The organism is Ruegeria sp. BE3, assembly GCF_056538865.1.
In genome coordinates this window covers 1,108,073-1,134,162 of the sequence record NZ_JBQFTW010000001.1, presented here as the reverse complement: position 1 = coordinate 1,134,162, position 26,090 = coordinate 1,108,073, and the positions used below count along the sequence as shown (strand labels likewise).

The following is a 26,090-nucleotide window of genomic DNA, read 5'->3' as shown; positions in this document are numbered from 1 at the left end:
TCAGGCGTTTGCTTCGCGGATCTTGTCGGCGGCATCTTTGTTGTAGCCGACACCGTTTTCATCGAACAAAGTGTCCAGCTCGCCCGATAGCGTCATCTCGGTGATGATGTCGCAACCGCCGACAAATTCGCCTTTGACGTAGAGTTGAGGCACGGTCGGCCAGTCCGAATAGTCCTTGATGCCCTGACGTACCGCTTCATCTGCCAGAACGTTCACATCGGCATATTCGACGCCCATATAGTTCAGCACGCCCGCCACACGCGAGGAAAACCCGCACTGGGGCATTTCTTTGGTGCCTTTCATGTACAGCACCACGTCGTTGGCTTTGACAGTTTCGTCGATCTGGGTTTTCACGTCGGTCATTTCGCGTTTCCTTGTCAATGGCGCCTAGTCGCGCCCATTCATACGTTCTAATCGTTCGTTCTCGGCCTGTACCTTGTTCACAAGGTCAACATTCGTTGCTTCCATGCCTAACGGAGGCTTACCTTCGGTCTTCGGTACTCTCCAACGAACTATGGCCGACAGAAGATCCCAAAACGTGGTTTTCATTCCGGTACTTTAGTGGTCAGCGCCAATGCGTGCAGCTCTCCATCTGGGCCGTCCATCTTGCCTTTCAAGGCCGCATAGACCGCGCGCTGCTGCTGGACGCGGTTCTTACCTCGAAAGCTTTCGTCCACGACCATGGCGGACATGTGTACGCCATCGCTGCCACCAACCTGGATTTCCGCATTGGGAAAGCTTTCGCGTAGCAGAGTTTCAATCTCGTGGGCGCTCATCGGCATGTAGGTTCACTCCTGAAGGTCTTTCCCAAGATGTAGAGCGATGCACCGGAGCGTGCAAGATGGGAGCGGTGCGGTAAAACAGCAAATCCTGCACGTAGGGCTACGTACAGGATTTGCTGATATGAACCTGTCGAAGGGTGCGCCGATCAGGCGACGGCCTCGGCAAAGCTGCTGCGGAAGGTATCGGTCAGCTCGGCCAGCGAAGCTTCGGAATTGCCGATCTTCACGCAGTCACCGGTGAAACGACCGACCGAAACCAGTGGAACACCGGCCTGACCGGCCGCAATCATCAGGGCCTCGGCCTGATCGAAGTTGCAAGCCACCAGATAGCGCGCCTGGTCTTCGCCAAACAGGAATTCGGTCGCGGCATCGTCGAGGCAGACGCCAACACCTGCAGCTTCGGCCAGTTCAAAGGCCGCCAAGGCAAGGCCGCCATCGCCCAAGTCGGTGCAAGCCTTGATCATCTGACGATTGGCTCGGATGAAGTCTCCGTTACGCTTTTCCGCGTCCAGATCAACCTGCGGTGCGTCACCGTCTTCGCGATTGAACACTTCGGCCAGCAGTGCGGATTGACCCAGATGACCTTTGGTTTCGCCGATCACCAGCGCCACATGACCCTCGCGGACTTCATTGCCGATGATGTCGTCTGAATGTGCCAGCAAGCCAACTGCGCCGATGGTCGGTGTAGGCAGGATCGCCTGACCGTCGGTTTCGTTATAAAGCGAGACATTGCCAGACACGATGGGCATGTCCAGCGCACCAACGGCAGCACCGATACCTTGAATCGCGCCGACGAACTGCCCCATGATCTCGGGCTTTTCGGGATTGCCGAAGTTCAGGTTGTCTGTGGTAGCCAGCGGTTTGGCACCAACAGCGGTCAGGTTGCGATAGGCCTCAGCCACCGCCTGCTTGCCGCCCTCAACCGGGTTGGCGCGGACATAGCGCGGAGTCACGTCGCTGGTGAAAGCCAGCACCTTGTCTGTGCCATGCACGCGGACCATTCCCGCGCCCAGACCCGGAGTGCGGGTGCTGTCGGCCATGACCATGGTGTCATATTGCTCATAGACCCATTGCTTGCCCGCGTAGTTGGGCGAAGCGAGCAGGGCGCGCAGGCCATCAATCGGGTCAATCTGAGGAACCTCGGCCAGCTCCTCAGCTGCGGGTGTGGGCTCCCATGGACGGTCATATTCTGGTGCGGTCGAGGACAGTTTGGACAGCACGAGATCGGCTTTGACTTCGCCATTGTGCATGATCAAGAAACGGTCCTCGGCGATCGTTTCGCCGACGATTGCAAAATCAAGGTCCCATTTCTCGAATACAGCGCGGGCCTCGGCCTCGAGCTCGGGCTTCAGCACCATCAGCATGCGTTCCTGAGATTCCGACAGCATCATCTCATATGCTGTCATGTTCTCTTCGCGCTGGGGTACGTTTTCCAGATCGAGACGCACGCCAAGGCCACCTTTGTCACCCATCTCAACGGCCGAACAGGTCAGGCCCGCAGCACCCATGTCCTGGATCGAGATCACGGCGCCGGTCTGCATCAGTTCCAGCGTGGCCTCCATCAGACGTTTTTCGGTGAAGGGGTCGCCGACCTGAACCGTGGGGCGTTTTTCCTCGATGGTATCGTCAAACTCGGCCGAGGCCATGGTCGCACCGCCCACGCCGTCACGGCCGGTTTTAGCGCCCAGATACACCACGGGCATGCCGACGCCGGATGCGGCCGAGTAGAAGATCTTATCGCTGTCGGCCAAACCAGCGGCAAACGCGTTCACCAGGCAGTTGCCATTGTATGCGGGGTGGAAGCGAACCTCGCCACCGACACAAGGTACGCCAAAGCAGTTGCCATAACCGCCGATACCTTCAACCACGCCATTCACCAATTGACGGGTCTTGTGGTGGGCGGGTTCGCCAAAGGACAGCGCATTCATCGATGCAATCGGGCGCGCGCCCATGGTGAAGACATCACGCAGGATACCACCCACGCCAGTCGCCGCGCCTTGATACGGTTCGATGTAGGAGGGGTGGTTGTGGCTTTCCATCTTGAACACCACGGCTTGGCCATCGCCGATATCGACCACGCCCGCATTCTCACCCGGGCCGCAGATCACCTGAGGGCCAGAGGTCGGCAGGGTGCGCAGCCACTTCTTGGACGATTTGTAGGAGCAGTGCTCGTTCCACATGGCCGAGAAAATGCCAAGCTCGGTGAAGGTCGGCTCGCGCCCGATGATCTCGAGGATCATGTCATATTCCTCGGGCTTGAGCCCGTGTGCGGCGATCAGATCGGGTGTGATTGCGGGCTCTTGCATCTTCTGTCCTGTGTCCAAGTGGGCCGAGATTGCGCGCCTTTTAGGGCAATGGGCCGCTTGAGGAAAGGGCCAAACCCGCGCAGGGGCATCAGAGAATGAAAAACGGAACCGACCATAAGACCGGTTCCGCGGTGAGTGTCCAAGTCATTTGCTTCAGCCAATGCCTGAGATTGGATGAAGCAAAGACATCAGGCCGGGTTTTGTCCTTTGTTGACCGTATCGGCCGCCGCAGCACCTACCGCTGCCTTTTGTTCTTCGCTCAGGTTCTCGGCCTCTTCCAGTCCGGGAATGGCGACGCGCACCTCGCGGCGGGCAAAGTCGATGCCGTTGGCGTTGAATTCAGCCTTCACGCGGTTGAAGATTTCCTTACGAAGCGTGAACTGCTTGCCCGGCTTGGCCATGAACTTGCCGCGGATGATCATGCCAACATCATCGAAGTCGAACACACCCTGAGATTTGAACGGCTGCAGAAAGCCATCCTTGTGAACCTCGTCTTGCATCATCTCGGCACCGATCTTCTTGAAGATTTTCTTTACCTTGTTGGGATCAGTGTCGAAGGGCACGGTGAATTTCAGCTTCATGATCACCCAGTCACGGCTGAAATTGGTCAGCTTCTGAATCTCGCCATAAGGGATCGTATGAACCGGGCCGCGATGGTGACGCAGTTGCATCGAACGGATTGAGATTTTCTCAACCGTACCCATAGTACCACCCACATCGACATATTCGCCGACCCGGAAGGCATCGTCGATCAGGAAGAAGATGCCGCCGACGATATCGGCAACCAGTTTCTGCGCACCAAAGCCGATGGCCAGACCCAGAACACCTGCGCCGGCCAGAAGCGGAGTAATGTTGATACCCAGCGCACCAAGGGCCAAAAGCCCGAAGATAACAGCAATCGTAACCTGCGCAGTGATCCGCAGCAGCGGCAGAACTGTGGCCAAGCGTGACCCGCCCGCACCGCCGCCTTCACCGCCGGCTTCTTCGTCTAGGGCTTCGGCTGCGGTCTGTTCCTTGGCCAGACGGCGATTGATCCACAACGAGACGACCTCGTTCATGATGTAGCCTATGGCGATGATCAGCAGGAACTCGATGATAGTTCCGCCCACCTCAGCGCTGACCCCGGCCGAGGCGACATGGCGCAGGTCCAATTGCCATGCGTTTGCAATCATGAAGACCACAAATAGCCCTGCAACCACGCGACCGATGCGGATATAGCTGCGCTTGGCCGACCGATACGCACGCTCGGCCAGCGGCCCTTCACCGGACATTGGCGGCTGCAGGTGACGGACCAATCCGCGTATCAGGGTATCAAGCGCCGGTGCGATCAGCAGCCAGAACATGGTGTTGAAATGCGCCCCGTTGACCAGCACGCGCATCACCGCAGGATCGCGTTGGGCAATCAGAAACTCAACCAGCAGCCAGATCACCACCGAGACGCCAATGGCGAAATAGGGGTAATAACGCGCGACCTCCTCGTCGAACCTGGTGTGGTCCGGGTCGGTGCCCAACATCATTTGGGACAACCCCTCGCGTGCAGTCCAGGCGATGACGCCGATATAGATATGGATCGCAGCGTTCAGCCAGAAGCCGATGCGGGTATCGTCACCGGTGACGCCATTAAGCGCGTTGAACCGGATGACGAACAGAGTGAAGCCGATCAGGATCAGCAGGCCGATTAGGTTGCGATGCAGGTATTTGGCCCAATGATCGTCAATATTGACCAGCCGGAATTGCGGTTTCTCAGGGGCCAGCACAAAGCGCGACGCGGCAGCCCCAAGGCGTGGCACCCAGATCAGATAGAACACAAACGGCGCGGCATAGGTGATCTGTTCAGTGGTCAACAGACCACGCCCGATGGCACGAATGACCACGTAGAACACGATCAGCCCGGCGATCTCGCGGCAGAAGCGGCGGAACAGGTATCGCACAGCGCCCCATAGGTCGGCTTCATCGGCGACCTCGGTCGCCTCGTGCCAGCGCCGGGTCAGGAAGATGAACAGTTTCTCGGCTATGAACCCTGCAATCAGCACCGATAGGACCAGCCCCATAAGCACAAAGACCCCAGTTGTCCCGAACGTATCCGAGAAATTGCTGAACGCGGTAATCTGTGCGGTCACGATATTGGGTAGCGTGGTCAGAACATGTGTCCAGGATGAAACCATTTCAGCCCAGATTTCGCTAATTTCCGTCAGCGGGTCGTCGACACTCGCTTTCTCTGCGGCCTGTTTTTCAGCAACCGCATCAAGGCGTTCCAATAGAATCGCGCGCACCTGATCGTCGGACATGCGTGCGACCAGGTCGTCTACCTGTTCGGGGGTAAGATCTTCAGGGATGGTGACCGTTGCCGTGGCGCCGGTATCTTGTGCATAAAGCGGAACCGCAAGAAACAATGCGGATACAATCGCCAGCACCAGGCGGAATGGATGGAACATAGATTTGCCCTCGAACACGAAATTTCTATCGTTTTCGGGATCATATGCTTATGCGTGCATTTTTCCCAGAAGTTTCGCAGACTTGATGCCGGGTATGACCAAAAAAAAGGCCGAGCACTAAGCTCGGCCGTAGTCCAACAGGGAGGTATGAAGATGATGAGCGTTACAGCATCACCGCCTTCGATTGCTCATTTAGGGATCACTTTATGAACGATCAAGGATTATTGGGGTCTTTAGACGTCATGCCCGCTATGCTTTTGGTGCATAGCTAAAGTTTGCCCAACTGCCGAAGCTGCTTGCGATGGGCGATGATCTCATCCTGAACGAAGTCACGAAATGCCGCTATCCGTTTGGAATGACGCAATTCTTCGGGGTAGGCGAGGTAAACGGGCACGTCCGCGCTTTCGATATCGGACAGGACCGGTACCAGATCAGGAAAGTCATCGGTCACATAATCGGGAAGTACGCCGATCCCGAGATCGTGTATCACCCCCTGAAGAACTCCGAAGTAGTTGTTTACCGTCATCAGCGAGGCAGGGTTGTAAGTCATCAGATGACGTACCATCGCCGCACTTGCTCCGACTTGGGGGGCCGAGGGTGTTTGGCAGATCAGCCGATGCTTTGAGATCTCCTCAAGCGTTCCGGGCGCGCCACCGTGGGTCTCAAGATAGGTCGGAGTTGCATAAAGCAGCATCTGAACGGTCATCAGCCGCTTTCTGACCAGATCGGCCTGGCTGGGCTCTTTCATGCGGATGGCGACATCCGCCTCGCGCATGGGCAGGTCCAGCACGCGTTCTTCCAGCATCAGGTCAATGTTCAGATCAGGATATTGCTCGTAGAGCTTCGGCAGGCGCGGGGCCAGCCAAAGAGTCCCGAAGCCAAAGGTGGTGGTCACACGCAGGACGCCGAAAACCTCATCCTCGCTGTCGCGAATGCGCGCCGCAGCCGCATCAAGGCGCTTGGACATGGTCGAGGTTGCATCAAAAAGCAGCTCACCCTGTTCCGTTAGAATCAGTCCGCGTGCGTGGCGGTGAAAAAGGGTCGCATCCAGCGATTCTTCGAGCGCCCGAATCTGACGGCTCACTGCAGATTGAGACAAATTAAGCTTGTCTCCTGCATGCGTGAGGCTGCCTGCATCCGCAACCGCATGAAATATTCTGAGCTTATCCCAATCCATCGCCGCAACTTTCGTTATCTTTGGGAAGCCCTATATGAAACACGTAACAAATTCCACAATCAAACCCGGAAATCGTTATGGAATAGGGTAAAATTACTATACAGGTCAGCAATTGTGACCTAAAATACACATGAATGAAGCACACTAATCCGACGAGGGGAGACGTCTGATGAGTCAGCCAAAGATTTCGCTCAACGACCGCTTTGATCTGTCCAAAAGCCCGGTCCTACTGAACGGTACACAGGCGCTTGTGCGGCTTATGCTGATGCAAAAGGCGCGTGATACGCAGGCGGGATTGAACACGGCGGGTCTGGTCACCGGCTATCGGGGATCTCCCCTTGGCGCGGTTGATCTGCAGATGTCCCGCGCTGAAAAGCAGCTGGCCGAAAGCGATGTCACATTTCAGTTCGGTTTGAACGAGGATCTGGCAGCAACTGCGTTGTGGGGTAGCCAGCAGGCGGGATTGCGTGGCGACGGGAAATTCGATGGTGTTTTTGGCCTCTGGTACGGGAAGGGCCCCGGCGTCGACCGATCCGGTGACGTGATGCGCCATGCCAATATGGCGGGTACGGCCAAGCATGGCGGTGTTTTGATGGCGATGGGCGATGACCACACGGGCGAAAGTTCGACCGTGTTGCATCAATCGGAATGGTCGCTGGTGGATATGTATATGCCCGTGGTCAGTCCCGCAGGTGTGCAAGAGATACTGGATTACGGCATCTACGGCTTCGCGCTCAGCCGGTTCGCTGGGGTTTGGGTCGGGCTGAAGACCATGAAGGACACGATTGAGGTGACCTCGGTCGTCGATGGCCGCCCGGATCGGATGCAACTGGTTACTCCTCAGTTCGATATGCCCGAAGGTGGTTTGAACATTCGGCTAGGCGACACGCCGCATCTTCAGGAAACGCGTGTGATCGATCACAAACGCTTTGCGGCTGAGGTGTTCTCGCACGCCAACAAGCTGGACAAGCGCGTCTGGGGTAAGCCCGGCGCCAAGATCGGGTTTGTGGCGGCAGGCAAGAACTGGCTGGACCTGGCTCATGCCATGTCGCTGCTGAACATCAACGCGGAAGAAGCCGAGCGTCTGGGCATTACCACCTATAAGATCGGCCAGACATTCCCCTTGGATATGAAGGGCTTCCACGATTGGGCTGAAGGGCTGGACCTGATCGTGATCGTCGAGGAGAAACGCAAGCTGATCGAGGTTCAGGTCAAAGAGGCGATCTTCGATGACCGGCGCGGACGCCGTGTTTACGGCTGGTACAAAGGCGGGGCCGGCACGCTGCATCGTGAAGAGCTTTTCCCGACACGTGGGGCGCTTGACCCGATCATGATTGCCGAGAAGCTTGGCGAGATCCTGATCGAAGAAGGGCGCGACACGGATGGCGTGCGCGCCGGCTTGGAAGCACTATCCGAGGCAAGACGGGCTGATAACGCTCAGGAGATTGCTGCGCGTTTGCCATATTTCTGTTCAGGATGTCCGCATAACAGTTCGACCAAACTGCCAGAGGGTAGCCGGGCTTACGCAGGGATCGGCTGTCACTACATGGTGCAGTGGATGGATCGCGAAACCACCGGGTTTACCCAGATGGGCGGAGAAGGGGCGAATTGGATCGGCGAAGCTCCGTTTTCGACAACCGAACACGTGTTCCAGAACCTTGGAGACGGGACCTATAACCACTCGGGCGTGCAGGCGATCCGGGCGGCGCTGGCAGCTGGTACGAACATCACCTTCAAGATCCTCTATAACGACGCGGTTGCAATGACCGGTGGGCAAGAGAACGAAGGCGGACTGAGCGCTGAACGTATCGTGGCCGAAGTCAAGGCGATGGGCGTCAGCAATGTGGCCGTTGTCTATGACGAAAAGGAAGATGTGAATTTTGCCGCCTTACCCTCGGGCGTTGAGACCTTCGAGCGTGCCAAGTTGATGCAGGTTCAGGAAAAGTTCCGTGAAATCGAGGGGGTATCGGTTATTGTTTATGTCCAGACCTGCGCTGCCGAAAAGCGCAGGCGGCGTAAACGCGGCACGTTCCCGGATCCCGATAAGCGGGTGTTTATCAACACTGACATATGTGAAGGTTGCGGAGACTGCGGTGTTCAGTCGAACTGCGTATCCATTGTTCCCAAAGAGACTGAACTTGGCCGCAAGCGGGCGATTGATCAGTCAAGCTGCAACAAGGATTTCTCATGCCTGAAAGGATTCTGCCCGTCGTTCGTGACCGTTGAAGGTGCGAAAATCCGGAAGGAAGCGACAACAGAGCTAGACCTGCCGGACCTGCCGGACCCCGTACTGCCGCAGATCGATGGCACCCATAATGTGGTGATCACAGGTGTTGGCGGAACCGGCGTCGTCACGATTGGCGCGGTTCTTGCGCAGGCGGCGCAGATTGACGGTAAAGGCGCCGGTATGATGGAGATGGCGGGCCTCGCGCAGAAGGGCGGTGCCGTTCATATCCACTGCCGCCTGGCCAACCGACCCGAGGACATCAGCGCCATTCGTGTCGCCACCGGTGAAGCGCATGCGCTAATTGGCGGTGATCTGGTGGTTTCTGCAGGGGCTAAAACGCTGGGTCTCACGCAGACCGGTCGAACCGGGGCGGTGGTGAACAGTCATGAGATCATTACCGGCGACTTTACCCGCGATACCGAATTCACGATCCCCAGCGATCAGCTGCAGCTTGCCCTTCAGGCGCGACTGAAGGACGGAGTGGCCCTGTTTGATGCCACAGATCTGGCGCGGGCCGTGATGGGGGATTCGATTTATTCCAACATGATGATCTTCGGCGCGGCTTGGCAGCGTGGTTTGCTGCCGATCAGCCATCAGGCGATCGTCGAGGCGATTGAGTTGAATGGCGCAGCGGTTGAACGCAACAAACGGGCGTTTGAGGTCGGTCGCTGGGCGGTGACCCATCCCGAAGAGGCAGCCGGTATTTTGCGTCCGAATGTGGCGGAGATGCCAAAGATACTCGATCAGGTGATCGACTTCCGCGCCGCGTATCTGACCGATTATCAGAGCAAGCGATTGGCGAAGCGCTATCGCAAACTGGTTGAAAGTGTCGAGGATCAAAAAGTCCGTGAGGCGATAGCCAAGGGTTACCATAAACTCTTGTCGTACAAGGATGAATACGAGGTCGCACGGTTGCTGCTCGACAGTCGCCAGAAGGCGGAGGCCGAGTTTGATGGTGACTTCAAGATGACTTTCCACCTTGCGCCTCCGACTTTGGGAACGAAGGGTGAGAACGGGCGTCCGGCCAAGAAGGCGTTCGGTGAGTGGTTTCTGGGGCCGTTGAAGATACTCGCAAAGCTGAAAGGCCTGCGTGGCACGCCTCTGGATATCTTTGGGTACACGGCAGAGCGCAAAATGGAGCGTGCTTTGATCCGCCAGTATGAAAAAGACATGAAAGAGGTTCTGCCCAAATTGACGCCTGAGACTAGTGATGCGATCGCTGCGCTTGCTGCTCTGCCGCTGGACATTCGTGGCTTTGGCCCAGTGCTAGTGGCAAACGAAGCCAAGGCCGCAAAACGGCGCGAGGAGTTGCTGGCTGTCATCCGCGATGGTGGGCCAGAACTGCAGGCTGCGGCAGAGTGAAGCTTCACAAGCCTGTCACGTAAGCTTTGCAAAATGGCGATCCGGCCTTATCTAGGCGGCAGCAATCCGGAGTAGCCAATGCCCTCGCGCCATCACGTCGCCCGTGACATATCCTACGCCCACTCCGCAGAAACGCGGGGCGGGCGGATGATGATCAAGCTGATGGAGAACACAACCGGCCGCATGCGCCTGATCCGGCGTGCCGATGGGTACGAGCAAGAGGTCGCACAGGGGCGTGATTTCTGGTCCGTAATGGTGGATCGCTATGGTCTGACATTGGATGTGGTGGGCGGCGCGCTGTCGAACATTCCTCAGGATGGGCCGCTGATTCTAATTGCCAACCATCCCTATGGCATTTTGGATGGGCTGATGATGGGACATATCCTGTCCCAGACGCGCGGAGATTTTCGCATTCTGGCAAATCGGGTTTTCCGTAAAGCCGAGGATATCAATCGCATCATCCTTCCGATCTCGTTCGATGAGACGAAAGAGGCGATGAAGCTGAACCTTGAGACCAGAAAGACCGCTTTGAACTATCTGAGCGAAGGTGGCGCCATTGGGATTTTCCCGGGTGGTACAGTCAGCACTGCGGTCAAGCCATTTGCCCATCCGATGGATCCCGGCTGGCGCGGATTTACCGCGCGGATGGTTGCGAAATCCAACGCGACTGTGGTGCCTCTGTTTTTTGACGGCCACACCTCGCGCCTGTTCCAGATCGCCAGTCATTTGCACAACACGTTGCGGATGGGTTTGCTGATCAAAGAGTTTAAGAAGCGCGTCGACACCCCGGTTCGTGTCGTTGTTGGTGAGCCTATCGGGCGCGACATTCTAGACCCACTGGGCAAGGATACGCGCAAGATGATGGATTTCCTGCGCAAAGCCACGTATGAGCTGTCTCCAGAGCCGCTGAAGTCTTATGACTATGGCTATGAATTCGAGGAACGGCATCGCGCCTGAAGGGGCAAATGGCAGTAGGTATCTTTGATTCCGGGTTGGGCGGTCTGACCGTCCTGAACGCCGCGCAGAAACGTCTGCCCGACGTAGATTTTCTGTATTATGCGGACAGCGCGCACGCGCCCTACGGTGTGCGCGATGCCGAGGATATCTATAACCTGACGCGAGACGCTGTGCAGAGCCTGTGGGATAGCGGCTGCAATCTGGTGATTCTGGCCTGCAACACCGCGAGCGCTGCCGCACTGCGCCGGATGCAAGAGGCGGGTGTCCCCGAGGGAAAGCGCGTGCTGGGTGTCTTTGTGCCTCTGATCGAGGCGCTGACGGAACGGCAATGGGGCGATAACTCTCCACCACGCGAGGTGCAGGTGCAGCATGTCGCGCTGTTTGCGACACCCGCGACCGTGTCCAGCCGCGCATTTCAGCGGGAACTGGCGTTTCGGGCGATTGGCGTGGACGTTGAGGCACAAGCTTGCGGCGGTGTCGTCGACGCCATTGAAGACGGTGACATGATCTTGGCCGAGGCTTTGGTGCGCAGCCATGTTGATGCCCTGAAGCGCAAGATGCCGGAACCGCAAGCAGCGATTCTGGGCTGTACGCATTATCCTCTGATGGCAGAGACGTTCCAGAAGGCGCTTGGTCCGGATGTGAAGGTTTACAGTCAGGGTGACTTGGTTGCTGAGAGCTTGGCAGATTACCTGAAACGCCATCCAAATATGCTGGGTGAAGGTAAGTCTGGCTTCCTCACAACGGGCAAGCCGGGGGTGGTGACGGATCGTGCGACCCAGTTCCTCCGACGACAAATCACCTTTGCGGCCGCCTGACCAAGGTCAAGGACGGCACCTTTTCCATCTCGTATTTCGTTGACCGTCACAGCGGCGGTCACCCATGTGACACATGAATGAAAGAGGTCTGACATGACCCACAAAATCGCAATCCTAGGTGCTTCCGGCTATACCGGCGCAGAACTCGTGCGGCTGATTGCCGGGCATCCGAATATGGAAATCAAAGCTCTGGCCGCCGAGCGCAAGGCAGGGCAGACCATGGCACAGGTGTTTCCACATTTGCGTCATATGGATTTGCCGGTGCTCTGCAAAATCTCCGAGATCGACTTTTCGCAGATCGATCTGTGTTTCTGTGCCTTGCCGCATAAAACCAGTCAGGAAGTCATTCGGGACTTTCCCAATACTCTGAAAATCGTCGACCTTTCGGCGGATTTCCGGCTGCGGGATGGTGATGAATACCAGAAATGGTACGGCAACCCGCACGCCGCGCTGGGGCATCAGGAAGAAGCCGTCTATGGCCTCACCGAGTTTTACCGGGATGACATTCGCGCCGCGCGGCTGGTCGCCGGGACCGGATGCAACGCCGCGACCGGGCAATATGTGCTGCGGCCGCTGATCTCGGCGGGCGTGATTGATCTGGATGACATCATTCTGGACCTGAAATGCGCTGTCTCGGGTGCGGGTCGCGCTTTGAAAGAGAACCTGCTGCACGCAGAGCTAAGCGAAGGCGCGAACGCCTATGCGGTAGGTGGGACGCACCGGCATCTGGGTGAGTTCGATCAGGAGTTCTCGGAACTGGCGGGTCGTACCGTACATGTGCAGTTCACACCGCATCTGATCCCGGCCAACCGGGGCATTCTGGCCACCACATATGTGAAGGGCGATCCGCAGAGCGTTTATGAGACGCTTCAATCGGCCTATGAAGGCGAACCCTTCATTGAGATGTTGCCCTTCGGAGAAACACCTTCGACCCATCATGTTCGCGGTTCGAACTTCTGTCACATCGGGGTGGTCGGTGATCGGATCGAACGCCGCGCCATCGTGATTGCGGCACTGGATAACCTGACAAAAGGTAGCAGCGGGCAAGCCTTGCAGAACGCTAACCTGATGTTAGGTGAGGATGAAACCCTGGGGCTGATGATGGCCCCTCTGTTCCCGTGAGGACGGTATGAAAACGCTCAAGAAACGTCGTCGAATTCAGATCATTGTGCTAGCCGCGGTGGCCTTGGCCCTATCGACGGCGTTGATTGGCGTTGCCATGAAAGATGGCATTAACTTCTTCCGCTCTCCTAGTCAGGTGATCGCCGAGCCTCCACAACCGAACGAAGTGTTTCGCATCGGCGGTCTGGTCGAGGAAGGCTCGATCATTCGCGGGCAGGGTGAGACGGTGCGTTTCGTTGTGACCGATGGGGGCGAGAGCGTGCCCGTGGCTTTCACCGGTGTGCTGCCTGACTTGTTCTCTGAAAACCAAGGGATGGTGGGCACTGGAAGTTACGTCGATGGCGTCTTCGAAGCGACTGAAATTCTTGCGAAACATGATGAAACCTACATGCCGAAAGAGGTCGTAGACGCGCTGAAAGAGCAGGGTGTTTACAAAGAGAGCGGCGACAGCTGAACAGGCCATGGCGGCCTTCCTCCGACAGAGGTTTTTTAGAACAGAAGAAACAGGGTGTTGCGCGCAGAAAGCGGGCAACGCCCTTTGATTTGTCGAGGTGTTAATGCCTTTGCTTGACCGTTTGAGCCATCTGAGCAAAGGGGTGGTTCAATGCAGACGGTTCGGCAGATAGCTGAAGGTATCGTTACGCGCGAAGGTGGCTTTGTTGATGATCCGGATGATCCCGGCGGCGCGACGAAGTACGGTGTCACAATTCACACGATACGACGCTTGGGCCTGGACTTGACCGGTGATAGGGCAGTGAACCGCGCCGATGTGCGAGCGTTGACCCGAGTGCAGGCCGTTGAGATCTATCTGAAACACTATTTTTCGAGGCCCAAGATTGATCGGTTACCCGAGGTGTTATGGCCCACGGTATTCGACATGCATGTAAATGCGGGGGTGCAGGCGGTGACGATTCTGCAGAATCTGTTGCGCCGGATGGGATATGATCTTGCCATAGATGGGCTGGTCGGACCCCAGACTGCGCAGGCCTGCGAGAATGCGGCAGAGCCAAAACCAACCGTGCTGAGGGATGCCTATGGGATCGAACGTCGAAACTACTACTTGCGGCTGGCGGATCGAAAACCAGCATTGCGCAAATACGCCAGAACCAGGGCCGGTGGGAAAGGCGGATGGATCAGACGGGCTGAGGAGTTTTTGTCGCCCATCTATCACCTGAATGATGCAGAGTTTCAGCGGAGGGTTTCGGAATGGGATTGATTTCGGGGCTTTTGGGCCTGTTGTTCGGCAGTGGTCGAAATGTGGTTAGGGAAACGGCAGAAGTTTTTCGCGAAAACAGCGAAAGCGGGGCCGCGCGCGCGACGATGTTGCAAGCTTCGGCGATGACCCAGTTCGGAGCCGAGTTTCAGGCTCAGGGGAAAGGTTGTTTTGATCGGTTCATCGACGGTTTGAATCGCCTGCCGCGCCCGGCAATGGCATTGGGCACTTTGGGACTATTTGTCTCCGCAATGATCGATCCGGTTTGGTTTGCCCAGCGAATGCAGGGCATCGCACTTGTACCCGAGCCTCTCTGGTGGTTGTTGGGCGTTATCGTCACCTTCTATTTCGGGGCACGCCATCAGGTTAAAGCACAGGATTTCCAACGGGAAATCAGCAGCTCGATGCGTCTTCTGCCCGATGTTGTCGCCAACCTCGAAACGCTTGGTGCCTTGAAAAGCGATAGCTCCGACACCACAGATACAGCGATTGAGACGGAAGAGGTTAAGGCCGACTCCAACCCCGCGCTTAATGAATGGAGACGCTTGCGCAGAAGCTAAGGCGCGACATTGTGTACGGCGGTTGCGGGCGAATGTGAATGGCGCTTGGCGGGCCTTCGTACTATAAGTCCGCCATGATTACAGAGCTCGGACATTTCGCACTGATCCTCGCCTTTCTGGTTGCCATCGTTCAGACCTTGGTACCGCTTGTAGGCGCCGCAAAACGCTGGACCGGATGGATGGTATTTGCTGAGCCGGCAGCCATAACACAGTTCATTCTGACTGCGTTTTCGTTTGGCGCTCTGGTCTGGGCTTTTACGACGTCTGACTTCTCGTTACGGATCGTGGTTGAGAACAGCCATTCGGCGAAACCAATGCTCTACAAGGTCAGTGGAACCTGGGGTAACCACGAAGGATCGATGCTGCTGTGGGTGCTGATTGTCGCGCTGTTTGGTGCCATGGCTGCGGTCTTTGGCGGGGGGCTGCCACCAACGTTGAAAGCACGGGTGCTGGCTGTTCAAGCGGCGATCGGCGTAGCGTTTTATGCCTTCATTCTGTTCACCTCGAACCCCTTTGACCGGTTGCCTGTTCCGCCGTTTGACGGGCGTGATCTCAACCCACTCTTGCAAGATCCGGGTTTGGCCTTCCACCCGCCGTTCCTGTATCTGGGCTACGTTGGTCTCAGCATGGCGTTTAGCTTTGCTGTTGCTGCATTGATCGAAGGCCGGGTTGACGCGGCATGGGGGCGTTGGGTGCGTCCCTGGACTCTGGCTGCTTGGATCTTCCTGACCATCGGCATCGCGCTTGGGTCCTGGTGGGCCTATTACGAGCTTGGTTGGGGCGGGTTCTGGTTCTGGGATCCGGTTGAAAATGCCAGCTTCATGCCCTGGCTTCTTGCTGCCGCGCTGCTGCATTCGGCCATTGTGGTCGAAAAGCGCGAGGCGCTGAAAAGCTGGACCATCTTGCTGGCGATCATCGCCTTCGGCTTCTCGTTGATCGGTACCTTCATCGTACGCTCAGGTCTGCTGACTTCGGTCCACGCATTCGCCAACGACCCCGAGCGCGGCGTGTTCATCCTGTTCATCCTCGTGGTCTTCACAGGCGGTGCCCTGACCCTGTTTGCCGCACGCGCGCAAGCGATGGAGGCGAAGGGTGTCTTTGGTATGGTCAGCCGCGAAAGTGCGCTGGTTTTGAACAACATCCTGCTGGCAGTCAGCTGTTTCGTGGTGTTCTTTGGCACACTCTGGCCGATGGTGGCTGAGATGGCGTTTGATCGAAAGCTTTCGGTCGGTGCGCCGTTCTTCAACGCTGCATTCACGCCCTTTATGGTAGTGCTTGGGATAGTCCTTCCATTGGGTGCGATGATACCGTGGAAGCGCGGTCGCTTAGGCAAGGCGGCGTGGTCTCTGCGTTATGCTTTCGTCTTGGCCGTTGCACTGGCGATACTGGTTTGGGTTCTTCAGACCGGGCGTAGCGCGTTGGGGCCAGTGGGGCTGTTCCTCGGGGCGTGGATTACCTTTGGAGCCATTGTTGATCTGTGGAGCCGTACGGGGCGCAAGGGCAGCCTTGCTCGCTTGTTCCGCTTGCCGGGTGCCGATTGGGGCAAGGCCGTCGCTCATACGGGTCTGGGTGTCACCATGTTTGCCATCGCAGGTTTAACCGCTTGGGAGGTGGAAGATATCCGCGTTGCGCAACCTGGTGAGCCGTTCGAGGTTGGTCAGTTCACATTGACGCTGCAGGATGTACGACGCGTTGAGGGGCCGAATTATTTCTCGACCACCGCCGACGTTGCAGTTGAGTTGAATGGCCGTCCGATCACGATGCTACACCCCGAGAAACGCGACTATCCGGTGGCGCGTATGCCCACGACAGAGGCGGCGATTGACTATCGCTTCCTGCGCGATCTCTACGTAGTGATCGGAGACCAGCAAGCGGACGGAGGTTGGGTCATGCGCACCTATATCAAACCTCTGGCCAACTGGATCTGGGCTGGGTGCATTTTGATGTCTCTGGGCGGTTTGCTCAGCCTGTCGGACCGCCGCTTCCGAGTGGCGGCAGGCGCACGCAAGACGCCAGCAAGCGGAGTACCCGCAGAATGAAACGCCTCGTTCTGATCCTGATCCTGATGTTGATGGCTGGCCCGCTTATGGCCGTGCAACCGGATGAAATTCTGGACGATCCCGTGCTTGAAGAGCGCGCGCGGGAACTCAGCACCGGGCTGCGCTGTCTGGTGTGCCGGAATGAAAGCATCGACGAAAGCAACGCCGATCTTGCGCGCGACCTGCGTATTCTTCTGCGTGAGCGGTTGGTGGCCGGAGACACGGATCAGGAGGCGGTGGATTTCATTGTCGACCGCTATGGTGAATACGTACTGCTAAAGCCCACAATAACAGGGTCGAACCTTATGTTGTGGCTGGCTGGTCCCGTCATGTTGCTGATCGCAGCAGGCATGGGGTGGAGCTTCTTGCGCAAACGGGCGCATGCACAGGCTTCCGGCCCCGGTGATAAACTCAGCGAAGAAGAACAAGAGCGTCTGCGCCAAATTCTGAAAGACTGACGCGCGGTTCTTCTTTTCCTTCCCTCACATTTGCGTAAGGTTTTGCAAAACGCTGCGCTGGTGAGGTTTTTCGATGGAATACAAAGCAGTCCAATTGGAGATTGCAGATGATCTGGCGGTTCTGACACTGAACCGGCCGGACAAAATGAACGCACTGACCACTCAGATGCGGGCTGAAGTTACTTATGCCATGAAAGAGGCCGCACGGCAGGCGCGCGCTATCGTTCTGACTGGTGCGGGGCCTGCCTTCTGTTCCGGTCAGGATCTGGGAGACGCCTCAAGCACAGGTTCGATCGATCTGGAACGCGCTTTGCGGGATGAGTATGAGCCGATGCTTGAAGCAGTCTACGACTGTCCGGTTCCAACCATCGCCGCTGTCAACGGGCCGGCGGCAGGGGCAGGGGCCAATCTGGCACTGTGCGCGGATGTGGTGATCGCGACTGAGAGCGCTTATTTCCTGCAGGCCTTTGCCCGGATCGGTCTGTTGCCCGATGCCGGTGGCACGTGGTTCATGCCGCGCCAGATGGGGTTTGCCAAGGCGATGGGCGCGGCGTTGTTTGCTGACAAGATCAGCGCGCGACAAGCGGATGAGTGGGGTCTGATCTGGGAAGCCGTGGCGGATGATCAGTTTGATGCGCATTGGCGTAAAAGGGCTGCCTATCTGGCCAACGGCCCGACCGCAGGTTTCCGTGCGATCAAACAGGCAATTCGGGGCACCTACGACAACACTCTGCCGCAGCAACTGGCGGCTGAGGCGCATCTGCAAGGTGAATGCGGACGCACGCGCGACTTTGCCGAAGGAGTCGTTGCTTTCCTTGAAAAGCGCCCCGCGAAGTTCGAGGGACGCTGATCGTCACATTATGCCCGGCGACGACGACGAGTACGCCGTTCTGGAGCGGCGTCGTCCCCGGTGCCGTCCGAGGCAGAGGTGAACGGGCCGAGCGCCAGCGTGATCTCATCCAGAGTTGGGCGATTGCCACGCGGTCGCGTGTCCAGTGCTTTGCGCATCTCGCGCAGATGCGCAGGCATCGTACCGCAGCAGCCGCCGATAATGGTCGCGCCTGAATCACGGGCCATCGCAGCGTATTGCCCCATCAGCTCGGGTGTACCGTCATAGTGGATGTGCCCGTCCACATATTTCGGGATACCCGCATTTCCCTTGGAAATCAGGGGACGCTCGGTACCCTGCGCTGCAAATCCCAGGATGGTGCGCAGAATATCCGAAGCACCCGTTCCGCAATTGGCACCGAAGGCCAAAGGCGGATTAGGCAGAGTTTCAACCATTGTCGCCAGATCGGATGAGGTCACGCCCATCATCGTGCGACCGGCAGTGTCAAAGCTCATGGTGCCGCACCAGGGCATATCGGCCAGTGCGAAGGCCTCGGCTGCGGCGCGGAACTCTTCCGGCGCGCTAATGGTCTCAAGCCACAGCACATCGGCACCACCGGCTTTCAGTGCCTCGGCCTGTTCGTGGAACATCTCGACCGCTTCCGCATGGGTCAGGCTGCCAACGGGTTCCATGATCTCTCCGGTCGGGCCGACCGAACCCGCCACGATCACGGGGCGGCCTGCCTTGTCTGCGACCTCACGGCCAAGTTCCGCACCGATACGGTTCAACTCAGCCACGCGACCCTGAGCGTCATGCAATTTCAGCCGCGCCGCAGTGCCGCCGAATGTGTTGGTCAGGAATAGATCACTGCCTGCATCGATCGAATCCTGATACAGCGCGCGGATCTTGTCGGGCGCATCGACATTCCACAGCTCGGGCGCGTCGCCGGATTGCAGGCCCATGTTGAACAGGTTGGTGCCAGTCGCACCATCCGCAAGGATGACATCGACCGTTTCCAGAAGCTTGCTGAGCGCGTTTGTCATTTGGGAATTCCAAAAAATAGGGGCTTGAGCCCAAAAAATGTGAGACACCCCGTGTCTCACGACCGGGGCGTCAAATCAAACTCATAAAACTCATGAAGATCATGAGTATTGCATTTTCAGGCCATCAGTGTTCGGCTTCTGCCATCACCTGTTCTTTGGCTTCGACAAGAAGTTCTGCCATTTTCGAACGGATCTTGGCCTCGTCTGCGAGATCGCCAAGATAGCCCTTGACCGCCTCGACAACATCGTCTTCGCTGACATTCTGCAGATCGGCATGGACCAATACCTCGCCGTATTTCCGTGCCTGTTCAACGGTTTCGCCCTTCAGCGTCGACGCCCAAACCGCCATAAATCGATTGCGGCGCATACGTGCGATGAACTGCATCTTTTCGTCATGGGCGAATTTGCTTTCAAACGCGGCTTCACGTTCGTCGAATGTGGTCATTGGTTGGGGACCCCTTGGATTACGATTTCTTTCTGATGATATGACAATACGACACCCGGGGCGCAAGGTATTTGCGCTGCGTCAAAGGCCCTCGGGGTAGCGAACTTGCGAGAACGCGGGGCTTGCACTATGAGGGCGCCAACGTGAAGGGACTCATTCCCTTTCTTCAGCCTGGAAAGGTCGCTCATGGCGCGTCGCAAGAAGATTTACGAAGGTAAGGCAAAGATTCTGTATGAGGGCCCCGAGCCGGGCACCATCGTGCAGTACTTCAAGGACGACGCCACCGCGTTCAACGCCGAAAAGAAAGATGTCATCGACGGTAAGGGGGTTCTGAACAACCGCCTGAGCGAATTCTTCATGACCGGCCTGACACAGATCGGCATTCCGAACCACTTCATCCGCCGCCTCAACATGCGCGAGCAACTGGTCCGGAATTGCGAGATCGTTCCGCTGGAAGTGATCGTGCGCAATTATGCCGCTGGCTCTATGTCCAAACGTCTGGGCATTGCAGAAGGTACGCAGCTGCCGCGCCCGATCGTTGAATATTGCTATAAGGATGATGCTTTGGGTGATCCGCTGGTCACCGAAGAACACATTGCGGCCTTCGGTTGGGCCAGCCAGCAGGACATGGACGATATCCTCAGCCTCGCGCTGCGCGTGAATGATTTCATGAGCGGCGTGATGCTGGCCGTCGGTATCCGTCTGGTTGATTTCAAGATCGAGATCGGCCGGGTTTTTGAAGGCGACTATCAGCGCCTCATCGTCGCGGATGAGATCAGCCCCGATAGCTGCCGTTTGTGGGACATTGAAACCGGCCAGAAGCTGGACAAGGACGTGTTCCGGCGCGATCTGGGCAGCTTGACCGACGCCTATTCCGAGGTCGCACGCCGCCTTGGCGTTCTGCCGAAAAGCAATGTAACCAAGCCGACCCTGATCAACTGATCCTGCCCCTTGAGGCAGGGTTGTCCGACAGACCCAAGCGGGATATCCCGCACGCAACGAAACGGACCGGAGAGCGGTCCACGACTGGAGTTTTCGAACATGAAGGCACGTGTGCATGTGATGCTCAAGAACGGGGTTCTGGACCCGCAGGGCGAGGCTGTGCGTCACGCATTGGGTGCAATGGGTTTTGATCAGGTCGAAGGTGTGCGTCAGGGCAAGGTCATCGATCTGGAACTCGCCGAAGGTGCGACCGAGGCTGACGTGACCGAGATGTGCGAAAAGCTGTTGGCCAACACGGTCATCGAACGCTACGAGATCGAACTGGTCTAAGGGCATGCGGGCCGCGCGTCTGATCTCTTATCGACAGCCGCTTGAGGTGACGACGGTTCCTGACCCGGAACCGGCGGAGGATGGCGTTGTCGTGCGGGTTCTGGCTTGTGGCGTATGCCGCTCTGACTGGCACGCATGGTCCGGTTCGGACCCGGATGTTGTCCTGCCGATGATCCCAGGCCATGAGTACTGCGGCGAAGTTGTCGCGGTCGGCAGCCGGGTCAGCCGGTGGCGCGTCGGGGATCGGGTGATTGCACCTTTCATTCTGGCCTGCGGGCATTGTTCCGATTGTGCGCAGGGCCATCAGACGATCTGCTCCGATCAAGTTGTTCCGGGGTTCACCTGTGATGGTGCCTTCGCCGAATTCATTTCGGTTGCCCATGCAGATGCGAATCTGACCGCTCTGCCTGACACATTGGCTCCTGAGATTGCGGCGGCGCTGGGATGCCGGGTGACGACCGCGTGGCAGGCCTTGGTCGGTCGGGCGCAGATACAGGGCGGGGAATGGCTGGCCGTCTTCGGTGGCGGAGGGGTCGGTATCTCGCTGCTGCTGCTGGGCAAAGCGTTAGGCGCTCGCGTGATTGTGGTCGACATTGCAGACGACAAGCTGGCCTATGCAAAAAACCTTGGCGCAGACGCAGTGGTCAACGCGGCCACCTGTGACGCGCCACAAGCGGTCAAAGACCTGACGGGCGGTGGCGCACACGTTGCTATCGAGGCTCTGGGCATCGAGGTCACAACCGTATCCGCCATGCGTTCACTGCGCAAACTGGGCCGGATGGTGCAGATCGGTATGCCTGCTGGCGATCACACCACAATGGCTCTGCCGATGGATGTTCTCTATTCCGGTCAATTGTCCGTCTACGGAACACGCGGCATGCCCAGTTGGCGCTATCCGTCGCTTCTGTCGTTGATCGCAGGCGGAGGGGTCGACCTGAGCCCGCTGGTCACGCGTCAAATCACACTGAATCAAGCAAGCGCTGAGCTTGCCGCCTTTGACCATCCAACGCCTCCGGGTGTTGCCGTTATCACTGACTTTGTCTCTTAGGAGGGTCCGCCATGCGCGCAGCCGTCATCGTTTTCCCCGGGTCCAACTGTGACCGCGATCTTGCCGTTGCTTTCGAACAGGCCGGGTTCTCGGTTGATATGGTCTGGCACAAAGACGCCACACTGCCTGAGGGCGTCGATATTGTCGGCGTGCCGGGGGGCTTCTCGTATGGCGATTACCTGCGCTGTGGCGCGATTGCCGCGCAATCGCCGATCTGCAAGGCATTGGCCGCTCATACCGAACGGGGTGGCTATGCAGTAGGTATTTGCAACGGTTTTCAGGTCCTGACCGAAACCGGCATTCTGCCGGGCGCGCTGCTGCGGAACGCGGGTCTCAAATACATCTGCAAGACAATCGGTCTGAAAGTCGCAACCAGCAACAGCGCTTTCACCGAAGGCTACAATGCCGGGGATGTGATCGACATTCCGATTGCGCATCATGACGGCAATTATTTCGCTGATGATGAGACTCTGGCGGCGCTGAAAGATCAGGACCGCATCGCCTTTACATATGCCGACAATCCCAACGGTTCGCGTGACGATATCGCAGGCATTTTGTCAAACAACCGTCGCGTGTTGGGGATGATGCCGCATCCTGAAAGGGCGGCGGATTCAGGCCACGGAGGCACCGATGGGACGGCGCTCTTCCGCGCATTGGCAGGGGTGCTGGCACCAGCGTGACTTGAGGTGATCGGTCGGGACGCGTAGCGTCAAAGGATGAGTGCGGAAGATCAACCACACAGCGCTGGATTTTTGAATCGGCTGCGCGGGTCGCCTATGGGCTGGCGACTGCGCCTTGCCGTCTTCTTGTTGCTGATTGCGACCGTCGCCACGGTATGGATCACCAACAGCCTTCTGACCGACCGCTTTACGGAATCCACACGCAACCGCGCCGAACTGCGCCTGACGCTGTATTCCGGCAACCTGCTGAGTGAACTGCGGCGCAACTCGATTGTGCCGCAATTGCTTGCGCGGGACCCGACGCTGATCTCTGCGCTTCAATCCAGTGATTATACGTTGTCCAGCCAACGCCTGATCTCTTTTGTTGAAGAGATCGGGGCGGCCTCAATCTTTCTGCTGGATCGGGACGGGCTGACACGGGCGGCGACCGAGCGGAATCGGCTGGGCGAGGGACATCGCAGTTCTCCTTATTTCATTGACGCGATGCGCTCCAACGCCACCATATTTTCGGTGATTCCGCGCGAAGCAGGCGGTTACAGTTTTACCTATTCGCGCCGGATCGAGGCCAATTCCGAAATCCTTGGCGTGATCGTGGTTGAGGTAGACCTTCAAAAATTCGAACGCGCCTGGGCCGGGATTTCGGATGCGGTGATGGTTACGGACAGTACCGGAACAATTATTCTTTCGACGGAACCTCAATGGCGTGGTCTGGACGAAAGCACCGCTATCCTGCGGCAACCTCCGCAAAGTGCGATACAGCGCGCGATCCGAGCTACAACGGACTGGAATGCGTTGCCGCCCGACGCGTATCTGCAGGGCGAGGCGGTGATGCGGATGGAGACCCGTATTCCCTTCCGAGGATGGCAGATGATGTCGTTTACCACCTATTCCTCGATACGGGAGAAGGTGAATAGCGTTCTGGCGCTGGAAATCATGGCGTTTGCGATTCTTCTGGCGCTGGCTTTCTATGCGCTCAGCCGTAGGGCCACGTCACGCATGACTTTGTTCCAACGCGAGTCGGCGGAGCTTCGCGCATTGAACGTAAGGCTGCAGCGGGAAATTGCTGAGCGGGAACGCGTTGAAAAGACGCTGGAAGTTGCCGAGCAAACTCTTGCGCAAAGCTCGAAATTGGCGGCGCTCGGTGAGATGTCTGCGGCGGTCAGTCACGAGTTGAACCAGCCGCTGGCTGCGATGAAAACCTATCTTGCGGGCGCGCGTCTGTTGCTGCGTCGGAACCGGCCCGAAGAGGCGCTGGCCAGCTTTGGCCGCATCGACGGGCTGATCGAACGGATGGGGGCAATCACGCGCCAGCTCAAATCTTATGCGCGTAAGGGCGCGGATGCGTTTTCGCCTGTAAACCTTGGCGAAGCGCTGGCATCAAGCCTATCGATGATGGAACCGCAGCTGCGCCAGCGGCATGTTAAGATCACGCAGATTTTGCCCGAAGAACCTGTTATAGTGATGGGAGATCGGATGCGGATCGAACAGGTTATGGTCAATCTCTTGCGCAATGCGCTGGACGCCACCAAATCTGTGCAGGAACCGGATGTCGAGATCATCCTCGCCGCGGGCGACACGGCCATACTGACCGTGCGCGACAATGGTCACGGGATCGAGGATATCGAGAACCTGTTTGAACCGTTCTACACGACCAAGCGCCCAGGAGACGGCGTGGGTCTGGGGCTTGCCATCTCGTCCGGGATCGTGAACGACCATGGCGGACGGCTGACCGCGCGCAACGGCCAACAGGGCGGCGCGGTGTTTGAGATGCAATTGCCCATTCTGGGAAGCGACGGCCTTGAGGCCGCGGAATAAAGGAAATGACTATGGCACAGGCCATGAAAATCGCCATCGTGGATGATGAACAGGACATGCGCCAGTCGATCAGCCAATGGCTGGCTCTGTCGGGATATGACACCGAAACTTTCGCCAGCGCTGAGGATGCGCTCAAGGTGCTCGGGCCCGAATATCCGGGAATCGTGATCTCGGACATCAAGATGCCTGGGATGGATGGCATTCAATTGCTGAAAAAGCTGATGGGGGCGGACAGCACGCTGCCGGTGATCATGATCACAGGTCATGGCGACGTTCCTATGGCTGTTGAGGCGATGCGCGTCGGGGCGTTCGATTTCCTCGAAAAGCCCTTCAACCCTGACCGGATGTCTGAACTGGCCAAACGCGCCAGTAATGCGCGGCGTCTGACTTTGGACAACCGTGCCCTGCGGCGCGAGCTGTCGGGTGGTACGCAGATCATGAACAAGCTGATCGGGGCTAGCCCAGTCATGGAACGGCTGCGCGAGGATATTCTGGATTTGGGGCAGGCGGACGGCCATGTCCTGATTGATGGGGAAACCGGGACCGGCAAAACGTTGGTGGCCCACGCGCTGCACGCGGTTGGCAGCCGCGCTGGAAAGAAATTTGTGTTGGTCTCTTGTGCTGCGCTGGAAGAGGAAGCGTTGTCGAAACGCCTGTTCGGTCCGATGTTGCCCGAGGACACCCAATTGCCTGCCATCGAAGAGGCGCGTGGCGGTACGCTGGTCCTCGAAGATGTCGAAGCGCTGAGTGACACGCTGCAGGCGCGTTTGCTAAGTGTTATGAATGAGCAGGGGACGCCTGCAGAAACGCGGATCGTGGCGATTTCGAACCTGCAGGAAGCGGGCAAAACCTCCGAGGATGTTCTGCGACCGGACCTATTCTATCGCCTTGCGGCGTTGCGCATCACGATGCCGCCCTTGCGTCAGCGCGGTGAAGACATTCTGACGTTGTTCACGCGTTTGAGCGAGCAGTTCGCCGAGGAATACGGCTGTGATTCACCTCAGGTCAGCGCTCAGGAGGCGGCACAGCTGTTGCAGGCACCGTGGCCGGGGAACGTGCGTCAGTTGATCAACATCGCGGAACGCGCTGTGCTGCAGTCACGACGCGGCTCGGGGACGATTGCTTCGCTGCTGATGTCCGATCATGAGGAAATGCAGCCGGTAATGACGACTGAGGGCAAGCCGCTGAAGGAATATGTCGAAGCCTTCGAACGGATGCTGATCGATAATACCATGCGGCGTCACAAGGGCTCAATCGCGTCGGTGATGGATGAGCTTTGCCTGCCGCGCCGGACGTTGAACGAGAAGATGGCCAAATACGGGCTGCAGCGTTCGGACTATTTGTAAGGGTCGTGAGGGGGCCAGCCCCCTCTTGAGCCTTCGGTTCAATTCACCCCCGAGATATTTATGGCCAGATGAAGGGATCCAGTGGCGCTTGAGGGCAGTGTCGTGCAGTTTGCCCATTGTCTTTTCCACAGGACTGCTTTTATTGTGAGCAGACGG

General features: G+C 57.7%; 23 protein-coding genes. 16 read left to right on the top strand and 7 right to left on the bottom strand.

Annotated features, from left to right (window positions below; translation table 11 throughout):
* The 5 genes from grxD to ACR0AZ_RS05615 all read right to left on the bottom strand — a co-directional run bounded on the left by grxD (nucleotide 1) and on the right by ACR0AZ_RS05615 (nucleotide 6,700).
* Entirely contained in the window at nucleotides 1–363 is a 363-nt protein-coding gene (gene grxD / locus ACR0AZ_RS05635; protein ID WP_170536938.1) for a Grx4 family monothiol glutaredoxin, read from the bottom strand.
* Nucleotides 364–545: 182 nt separating this feature from the next.
* Nucleotides 546–782, bottom strand: coding sequence for a BolA/IbaG family iron-sulfur metabolism protein (locus ACR0AZ_RS05630; protein ID WP_039530494.1), 237 nt, complete (start codon nucleotides 780–782; stop codon nucleotides 546–548).
* A 146-nt stretch (nucleotides 783–928) separates the two neighbouring features.
* A complete protein-coding gene (purL, locus tag ACR0AZ_RS05625; RefSeq protein WP_480469909.1) occupies nucleotides 929–3,088 on the bottom strand; it encodes a phosphoribosylformylglycinamidine synthase subunit PurL in 2,160 nt (719 codons plus the stop codon).
* Between the two features lie 188 nt (nucleotides 3,089–3,276).
* Nucleotides 3,277–5,523 carry a mechanosensitive ion channel family protein gene (locus ACR0AZ_RS05620; protein ID WP_480469908.1) on the bottom strand — a complete coding sequence of 749 codons (2,247 nt, stop codon included), beginning with the start codon at nucleotides 5,521–5,523 and terminating at the stop codon, nucleotides 3,277–3,279.
* A gap of 268 nt (nucleotides 5,524–5,791) precedes the next feature.
* On the bottom strand, nucleotides 5,792–6,700 hold the full coding sequence (locus ACR0AZ_RS05615; RefSeq protein ID WP_480469907.1) for a LysR family transcriptional regulator: 909 nt from the start codon (nucleotides 6,698–6,700) through the stop codon (nucleotides 5,792–5,794).
* A gap of 169 nt (nucleotides 6,701–6,869) precedes the next feature.
* Between ACR0AZ_RS05615 and ACR0AZ_RS05610 the strand changes: the two genes are divergently transcribed.
* The 10 genes from ACR0AZ_RS05610 (at nucleotide 6,870) to ACR0AZ_RS05565 (ending at nucleotide 18,306) form a co-directional block, all read left to right on the top strand.
* The gene (locus tag ACR0AZ_RS05610) at nucleotides 6,870–10,289 is read left to right on the top strand and encodes an indolepyruvate ferredoxin oxidoreductase family protein (protein ID WP_480666975.1); all 3,420 of its coding nucleotides are present in this window, start codon (nucleotides 6,870–6,872) and stop codon (nucleotides 10,287–10,289) included.
* Between the two features lie 78 nt (nucleotides 10,290–10,367).
* The gene (locus ACR0AZ_RS05605) at nucleotides 10,368–11,246 is read left to right on the top strand and encodes a lysophospholipid acyltransferase family protein (protein WP_480657790.1); all 879 of its coding nucleotides are present in this window, start codon (nucleotides 10,368–10,370) and stop codon (nucleotides 11,244–11,246) included.
* A gap of 8 nt (nucleotides 11,247–11,254) precedes the next feature.
* Nucleotides 11,255–12,064, top strand: coding sequence for a glutamate racemase (locus ACR0AZ_RS05600; protein ID WP_480666974.1), 810 nt, complete (start codon nucleotides 11,255–11,257; stop codon nucleotides 12,062–12,064).
* Nucleotides 12,065–12,157: 93 nt separating this feature from the next.
* Nucleotides 12,158–13,186, top strand: coding sequence for an N-acetyl-gamma-glutamyl-phosphate reductase (gene argC, locus ACR0AZ_RS05595; RefSeq protein ID WP_480666973.1), 1,029 nt, complete (start codon nucleotides 12,158–12,160; stop codon nucleotides 13,184–13,186).
* Nucleotides 13,187–13,193: 7 nt separating this feature from the next.
* Nucleotides 13,194–13,640 carry a cytochrome c maturation protein CcmE gene (gene ccmE, locus ACR0AZ_RS05590; protein ID WP_480469902.1) on the top strand — a complete coding sequence of 149 codons (447 nt, stop codon included), beginning with the start codon at nucleotides 13,194–13,196 and terminating at the stop codon, nucleotides 13,638–13,640.
* 150 nt (nucleotides 13,641–13,790) lie between these two features.
* On the top strand, nucleotides 13,791–14,402 hold the full coding sequence (locus tag ACR0AZ_RS05585) for a holin-associated N-acetylmuramidase (RefSeq protein ID WP_480469901.1): 612 nt from the start codon (nucleotides 13,791–13,793) through the stop codon (nucleotides 14,400–14,402).
* Entirely contained in the window at nucleotides 14,393–14,959 is a 567-nt protein-coding gene (locus ACR0AZ_RS05580; RefSeq protein ID WP_480469900.1) for a holin family protein, read from the top strand. Before ACR0AZ_RS05585 ends, ACR0AZ_RS05580 begins: the two co-directional genes overlap by 10 nt.
* 74 nt (nucleotides 14,960–15,033) lie before the next feature.
* The gene (locus ACR0AZ_RS05575) at nucleotides 15,034–16,998 is read left to right on the top strand and encodes a heme lyase CcmF/NrfE family subunit (protein WP_480469899.1); all 1,965 of its coding nucleotides are present in this window, start codon (nucleotides 15,034–15,036) and stop codon (nucleotides 16,996–16,998) included.
* Complete coding sequence (locus tag ACR0AZ_RS05570) at nucleotides 16,995–17,456, top strand: cytochrome c-type biogenesis protein (RefSeq protein ID WP_480469898.1); 462 nt, start codon at nucleotides 16,995–16,997, stop codon at nucleotides 17,454–17,456. Before ACR0AZ_RS05575 ends, ACR0AZ_RS05570 begins: the two co-directional genes overlap by 4 nt.
* Before the next feature lie 73 nt (nucleotides 17,457–17,529).
* Entirely contained in the window at nucleotides 17,530–18,306 is a 777-nt protein-coding gene (locus ACR0AZ_RS05565; RefSeq protein WP_480469897.1) for an enoyl-CoA hydratase-related protein, read from the top strand.
* Between the two features lie 8 nt (nucleotides 18,307–18,314).
* Here the strand turns inward: ACR0AZ_RS05565 and bmt are convergent, their stop codons facing one another.
* Both bmt and ACR0AZ_RS05555 read right to left on the bottom strand, forming a co-directional pair.
* Complete coding sequence (gene bmt, locus ACR0AZ_RS05560) at nucleotides 18,315–19,328, bottom strand: betaine--homocysteine S-methyltransferase (protein ID WP_480469896.1); 1,014 nt, start codon at nucleotides 19,326–19,328, stop codon at nucleotides 18,315–18,317.
* A gap of 124 nt (nucleotides 19,329–19,452) precedes the next feature.
* Nucleotides 19,453–19,773, bottom strand: a complete 321-nt coding sequence (locus ACR0AZ_RS05555; RefSeq protein WP_480469895.1) for a DUF1476 domain-containing protein — start codon at nucleotides 19,771–19,773, stop codon at nucleotides 19,453–19,455.
* Between the two features lie 186 nt (nucleotides 19,774–19,959).
* Between ACR0AZ_RS05555 and purC the strand changes: the two genes are divergently transcribed.
* The 6 genes from purC to ACR0AZ_RS05525 all read left to right on the top strand — a co-directional run bounded on the left by purC (nucleotide 19,960) and on the right by ACR0AZ_RS05525 (nucleotide 25,934).
* Entirely contained in the window at nucleotides 19,960–20,715 is a 756-nt protein-coding gene (purC, locus tag ACR0AZ_RS05550; protein WP_480469894.1) for a phosphoribosylaminoimidazolesuccinocarboxamide synthase, read from the top strand.
* 99 nt (nucleotides 20,716–20,814) lie between these two features.
* Nucleotides 20,815–21,045, top strand: a complete 231-nt coding sequence (gene purS, locus ACR0AZ_RS05545) for a phosphoribosylformylglycinamidine synthase subunit PurS (protein WP_170374301.1) — start codon at nucleotides 20,815–20,817, stop codon at nucleotides 21,043–21,045.
* 4 nt (nucleotides 21,046–21,049) lie between these two features.
* Nucleotides 21,050–22,093 carry a zinc-dependent alcohol dehydrogenase family protein gene (locus ACR0AZ_RS05540; protein ID WP_480666972.1) on the top strand — a complete coding sequence of 348 codons (1,044 nt, stop codon included), beginning with the start codon at nucleotides 21,050–21,052 and terminating at the stop codon, nucleotides 22,091–22,093.
* Nucleotides 22,094–22,104: 11 nt separating this feature from the next.
* Nucleotides 22,105–22,773: a phosphoribosylformylglycinamidine synthase subunit PurQ gene (gene purQ, locus ACR0AZ_RS05535; protein ID WP_480469892.1), complete on the top strand. Its 669-nt coding sequence runs from the start codon at nucleotides 22,105–22,107 to the stop codon at nucleotides 22,771–22,773.
* Nucleotides 22,774–22,809: 36 nt separating this feature from the next.
* Nucleotides 22,810–24,588 carry a sensor histidine kinase gene (locus tag ACR0AZ_RS05530; protein WP_480666971.1) on the top strand — a complete coding sequence of 593 codons (1,779 nt, stop codon included), beginning with the start codon at nucleotides 22,810–22,812 and terminating at the stop codon, nucleotides 24,586–24,588.
* Between the two features lie 11 nt (nucleotides 24,589–24,599).
* A complete protein-coding gene (locus ACR0AZ_RS05525; RefSeq protein WP_480469890.1) occupies nucleotides 24,600–25,934 on the top strand; it encodes a sigma-54-dependent transcriptional regulator in 1,335 nt (444 codons plus the stop codon).
* The last annotated feature ends 156 nt before the right edge of the window (nucleotides 25,935–26,090 follow it).

Coding starts and splice junctions, on each gene's coding strand:
- grxD (WP_170536938.1), bottom strand. CDS start 363: ATGACCGACGTGAAAACCCAGATCGACGAAACTGTCAAAGCCAACGAC.
- ACR0AZ_RS05630 (WP_039530494.1), bottom strand. CDS start 782: ATGCCGATGAGCGCCCACGAGATTGAAACTCTGCTACGCGAAAGCTTT.
- purL (WP_480469909.1), bottom strand. CDS start 3,088: ATGCAAGAGCCCGCAATCACACCCGATCTGATCGCCGCACACGGGCTC.
- ACR0AZ_RS05620 (WP_480469908.1), bottom strand. CDS start 5,523: ATGTTCCATCCATTCCGCCTGGTGCTGGCGATTGTATCCGCATTGTTT.
- ACR0AZ_RS05615 (WP_480469907.1), bottom strand. CDS start 6,700: ATGGATTGGGATAAGCTCAGAATATTTCATGCGGTTGCGGATGCAGGC.
- ACR0AZ_RS05610 (WP_480666975.1), top strand. CDS start 6,870: ATGAGTCAGCCAAAGATTTCGCTCAACGACCGCTTTGATCTGTCCAAA.
- ACR0AZ_RS05605 (WP_480657790.1), top strand. CDS start 10,368: ATGCCCTCGCGCCATCACGTCGCCCGTGACATATCCTACGCCCACTCC.
- ACR0AZ_RS05600 (WP_480666974.1), top strand. CDS start 11,255: ATGGCAGTAGGTATCTTTGATTCCGGGTTGGGCGGTCTGACCGTCCTG.
- argC (WP_480666973.1), top strand. CDS start 12,158: ATGACCCACAAAATCGCAATCCTAGGTGCTTCCGGCTATACCGGCGCA.
- ccmE (WP_480469902.1), top strand. CDS start 13,194: ATGAAAACGCTCAAGAAACGTCGTCGAATTCAGATCATTGTGCTAGCC.
- ACR0AZ_RS05585 (WP_480469901.1), top strand. CDS start 13,791: ATGCAGACGGTTCGGCAGATAGCTGAAGGTATCGTTACGCGCGAAGGT.
- ACR0AZ_RS05580 (WP_480469900.1), top strand. CDS start 14,393: ATGGGATTGATTTCGGGGCTTTTGGGCCTGTTGTTCGGCAGTGGTCGA.
- ACR0AZ_RS05575 (WP_480469899.1), top strand. CDS start 15,034: ATGATTACAGAGCTCGGACATTTCGCACTGATCCTCGCCTTTCTGGTT.
- ACR0AZ_RS05570 (WP_480469898.1), top strand. CDS start 16,995: ATGAAACGCCTCGTTCTGATCCTGATCCTGATGTTGATGGCTGGCCCG.
- ACR0AZ_RS05565 (WP_480469897.1), top strand. CDS start 17,530: ATGGAATACAAAGCAGTCCAATTGGAGATTGCAGATGATCTGGCGGTT.
- bmt (WP_480469896.1), bottom strand. CDS start 19,328: ATGACAAACGCGCTCAGCAAGCTTCTGGAAACGGTCGATGTCATCCTT.
- ACR0AZ_RS05555 (WP_480469895.1), bottom strand. CDS start 19,773: ATGACCACATTCGACGAACGTGAAGCCGCGTTTGAAAGCAAATTCGCC.
- purC (WP_480469894.1), top strand. CDS start 19,960: ATGGCGCGTCGCAAGAAGATTTACGAAGGTAAGGCAAAGATTCTGTAT.
- purS (WP_170374301.1), top strand. CDS start 20,815: ATGAAGGCACGTGTGCATGTGATGCTCAAGAACGGGGTTCTGGACCCG.
- ACR0AZ_RS05540 (WP_480666972.1), top strand. CDS start 21,050: ATGCGGGCCGCGCGTCTGATCTCTTATCGACAGCCGCTTGAGGTGACG.
- purQ (WP_480469892.1), top strand. CDS start 22,105: ATGCGCGCAGCCGTCATCGTTTTCCCCGGGTCCAACTGTGACCGCGAT.
- ACR0AZ_RS05530 (WP_480666971.1), top strand. CDS start 22,810: ATGAGTGCGGAAGATCAACCACACAGCGCTGGATTTTTGAATCGGCTG.
- ACR0AZ_RS05525 (WP_480469890.1), top strand. CDS start 24,600: ATGGCACAGGCCATGAAAATCGCCATCGTGGATGATGAACAGGACATG.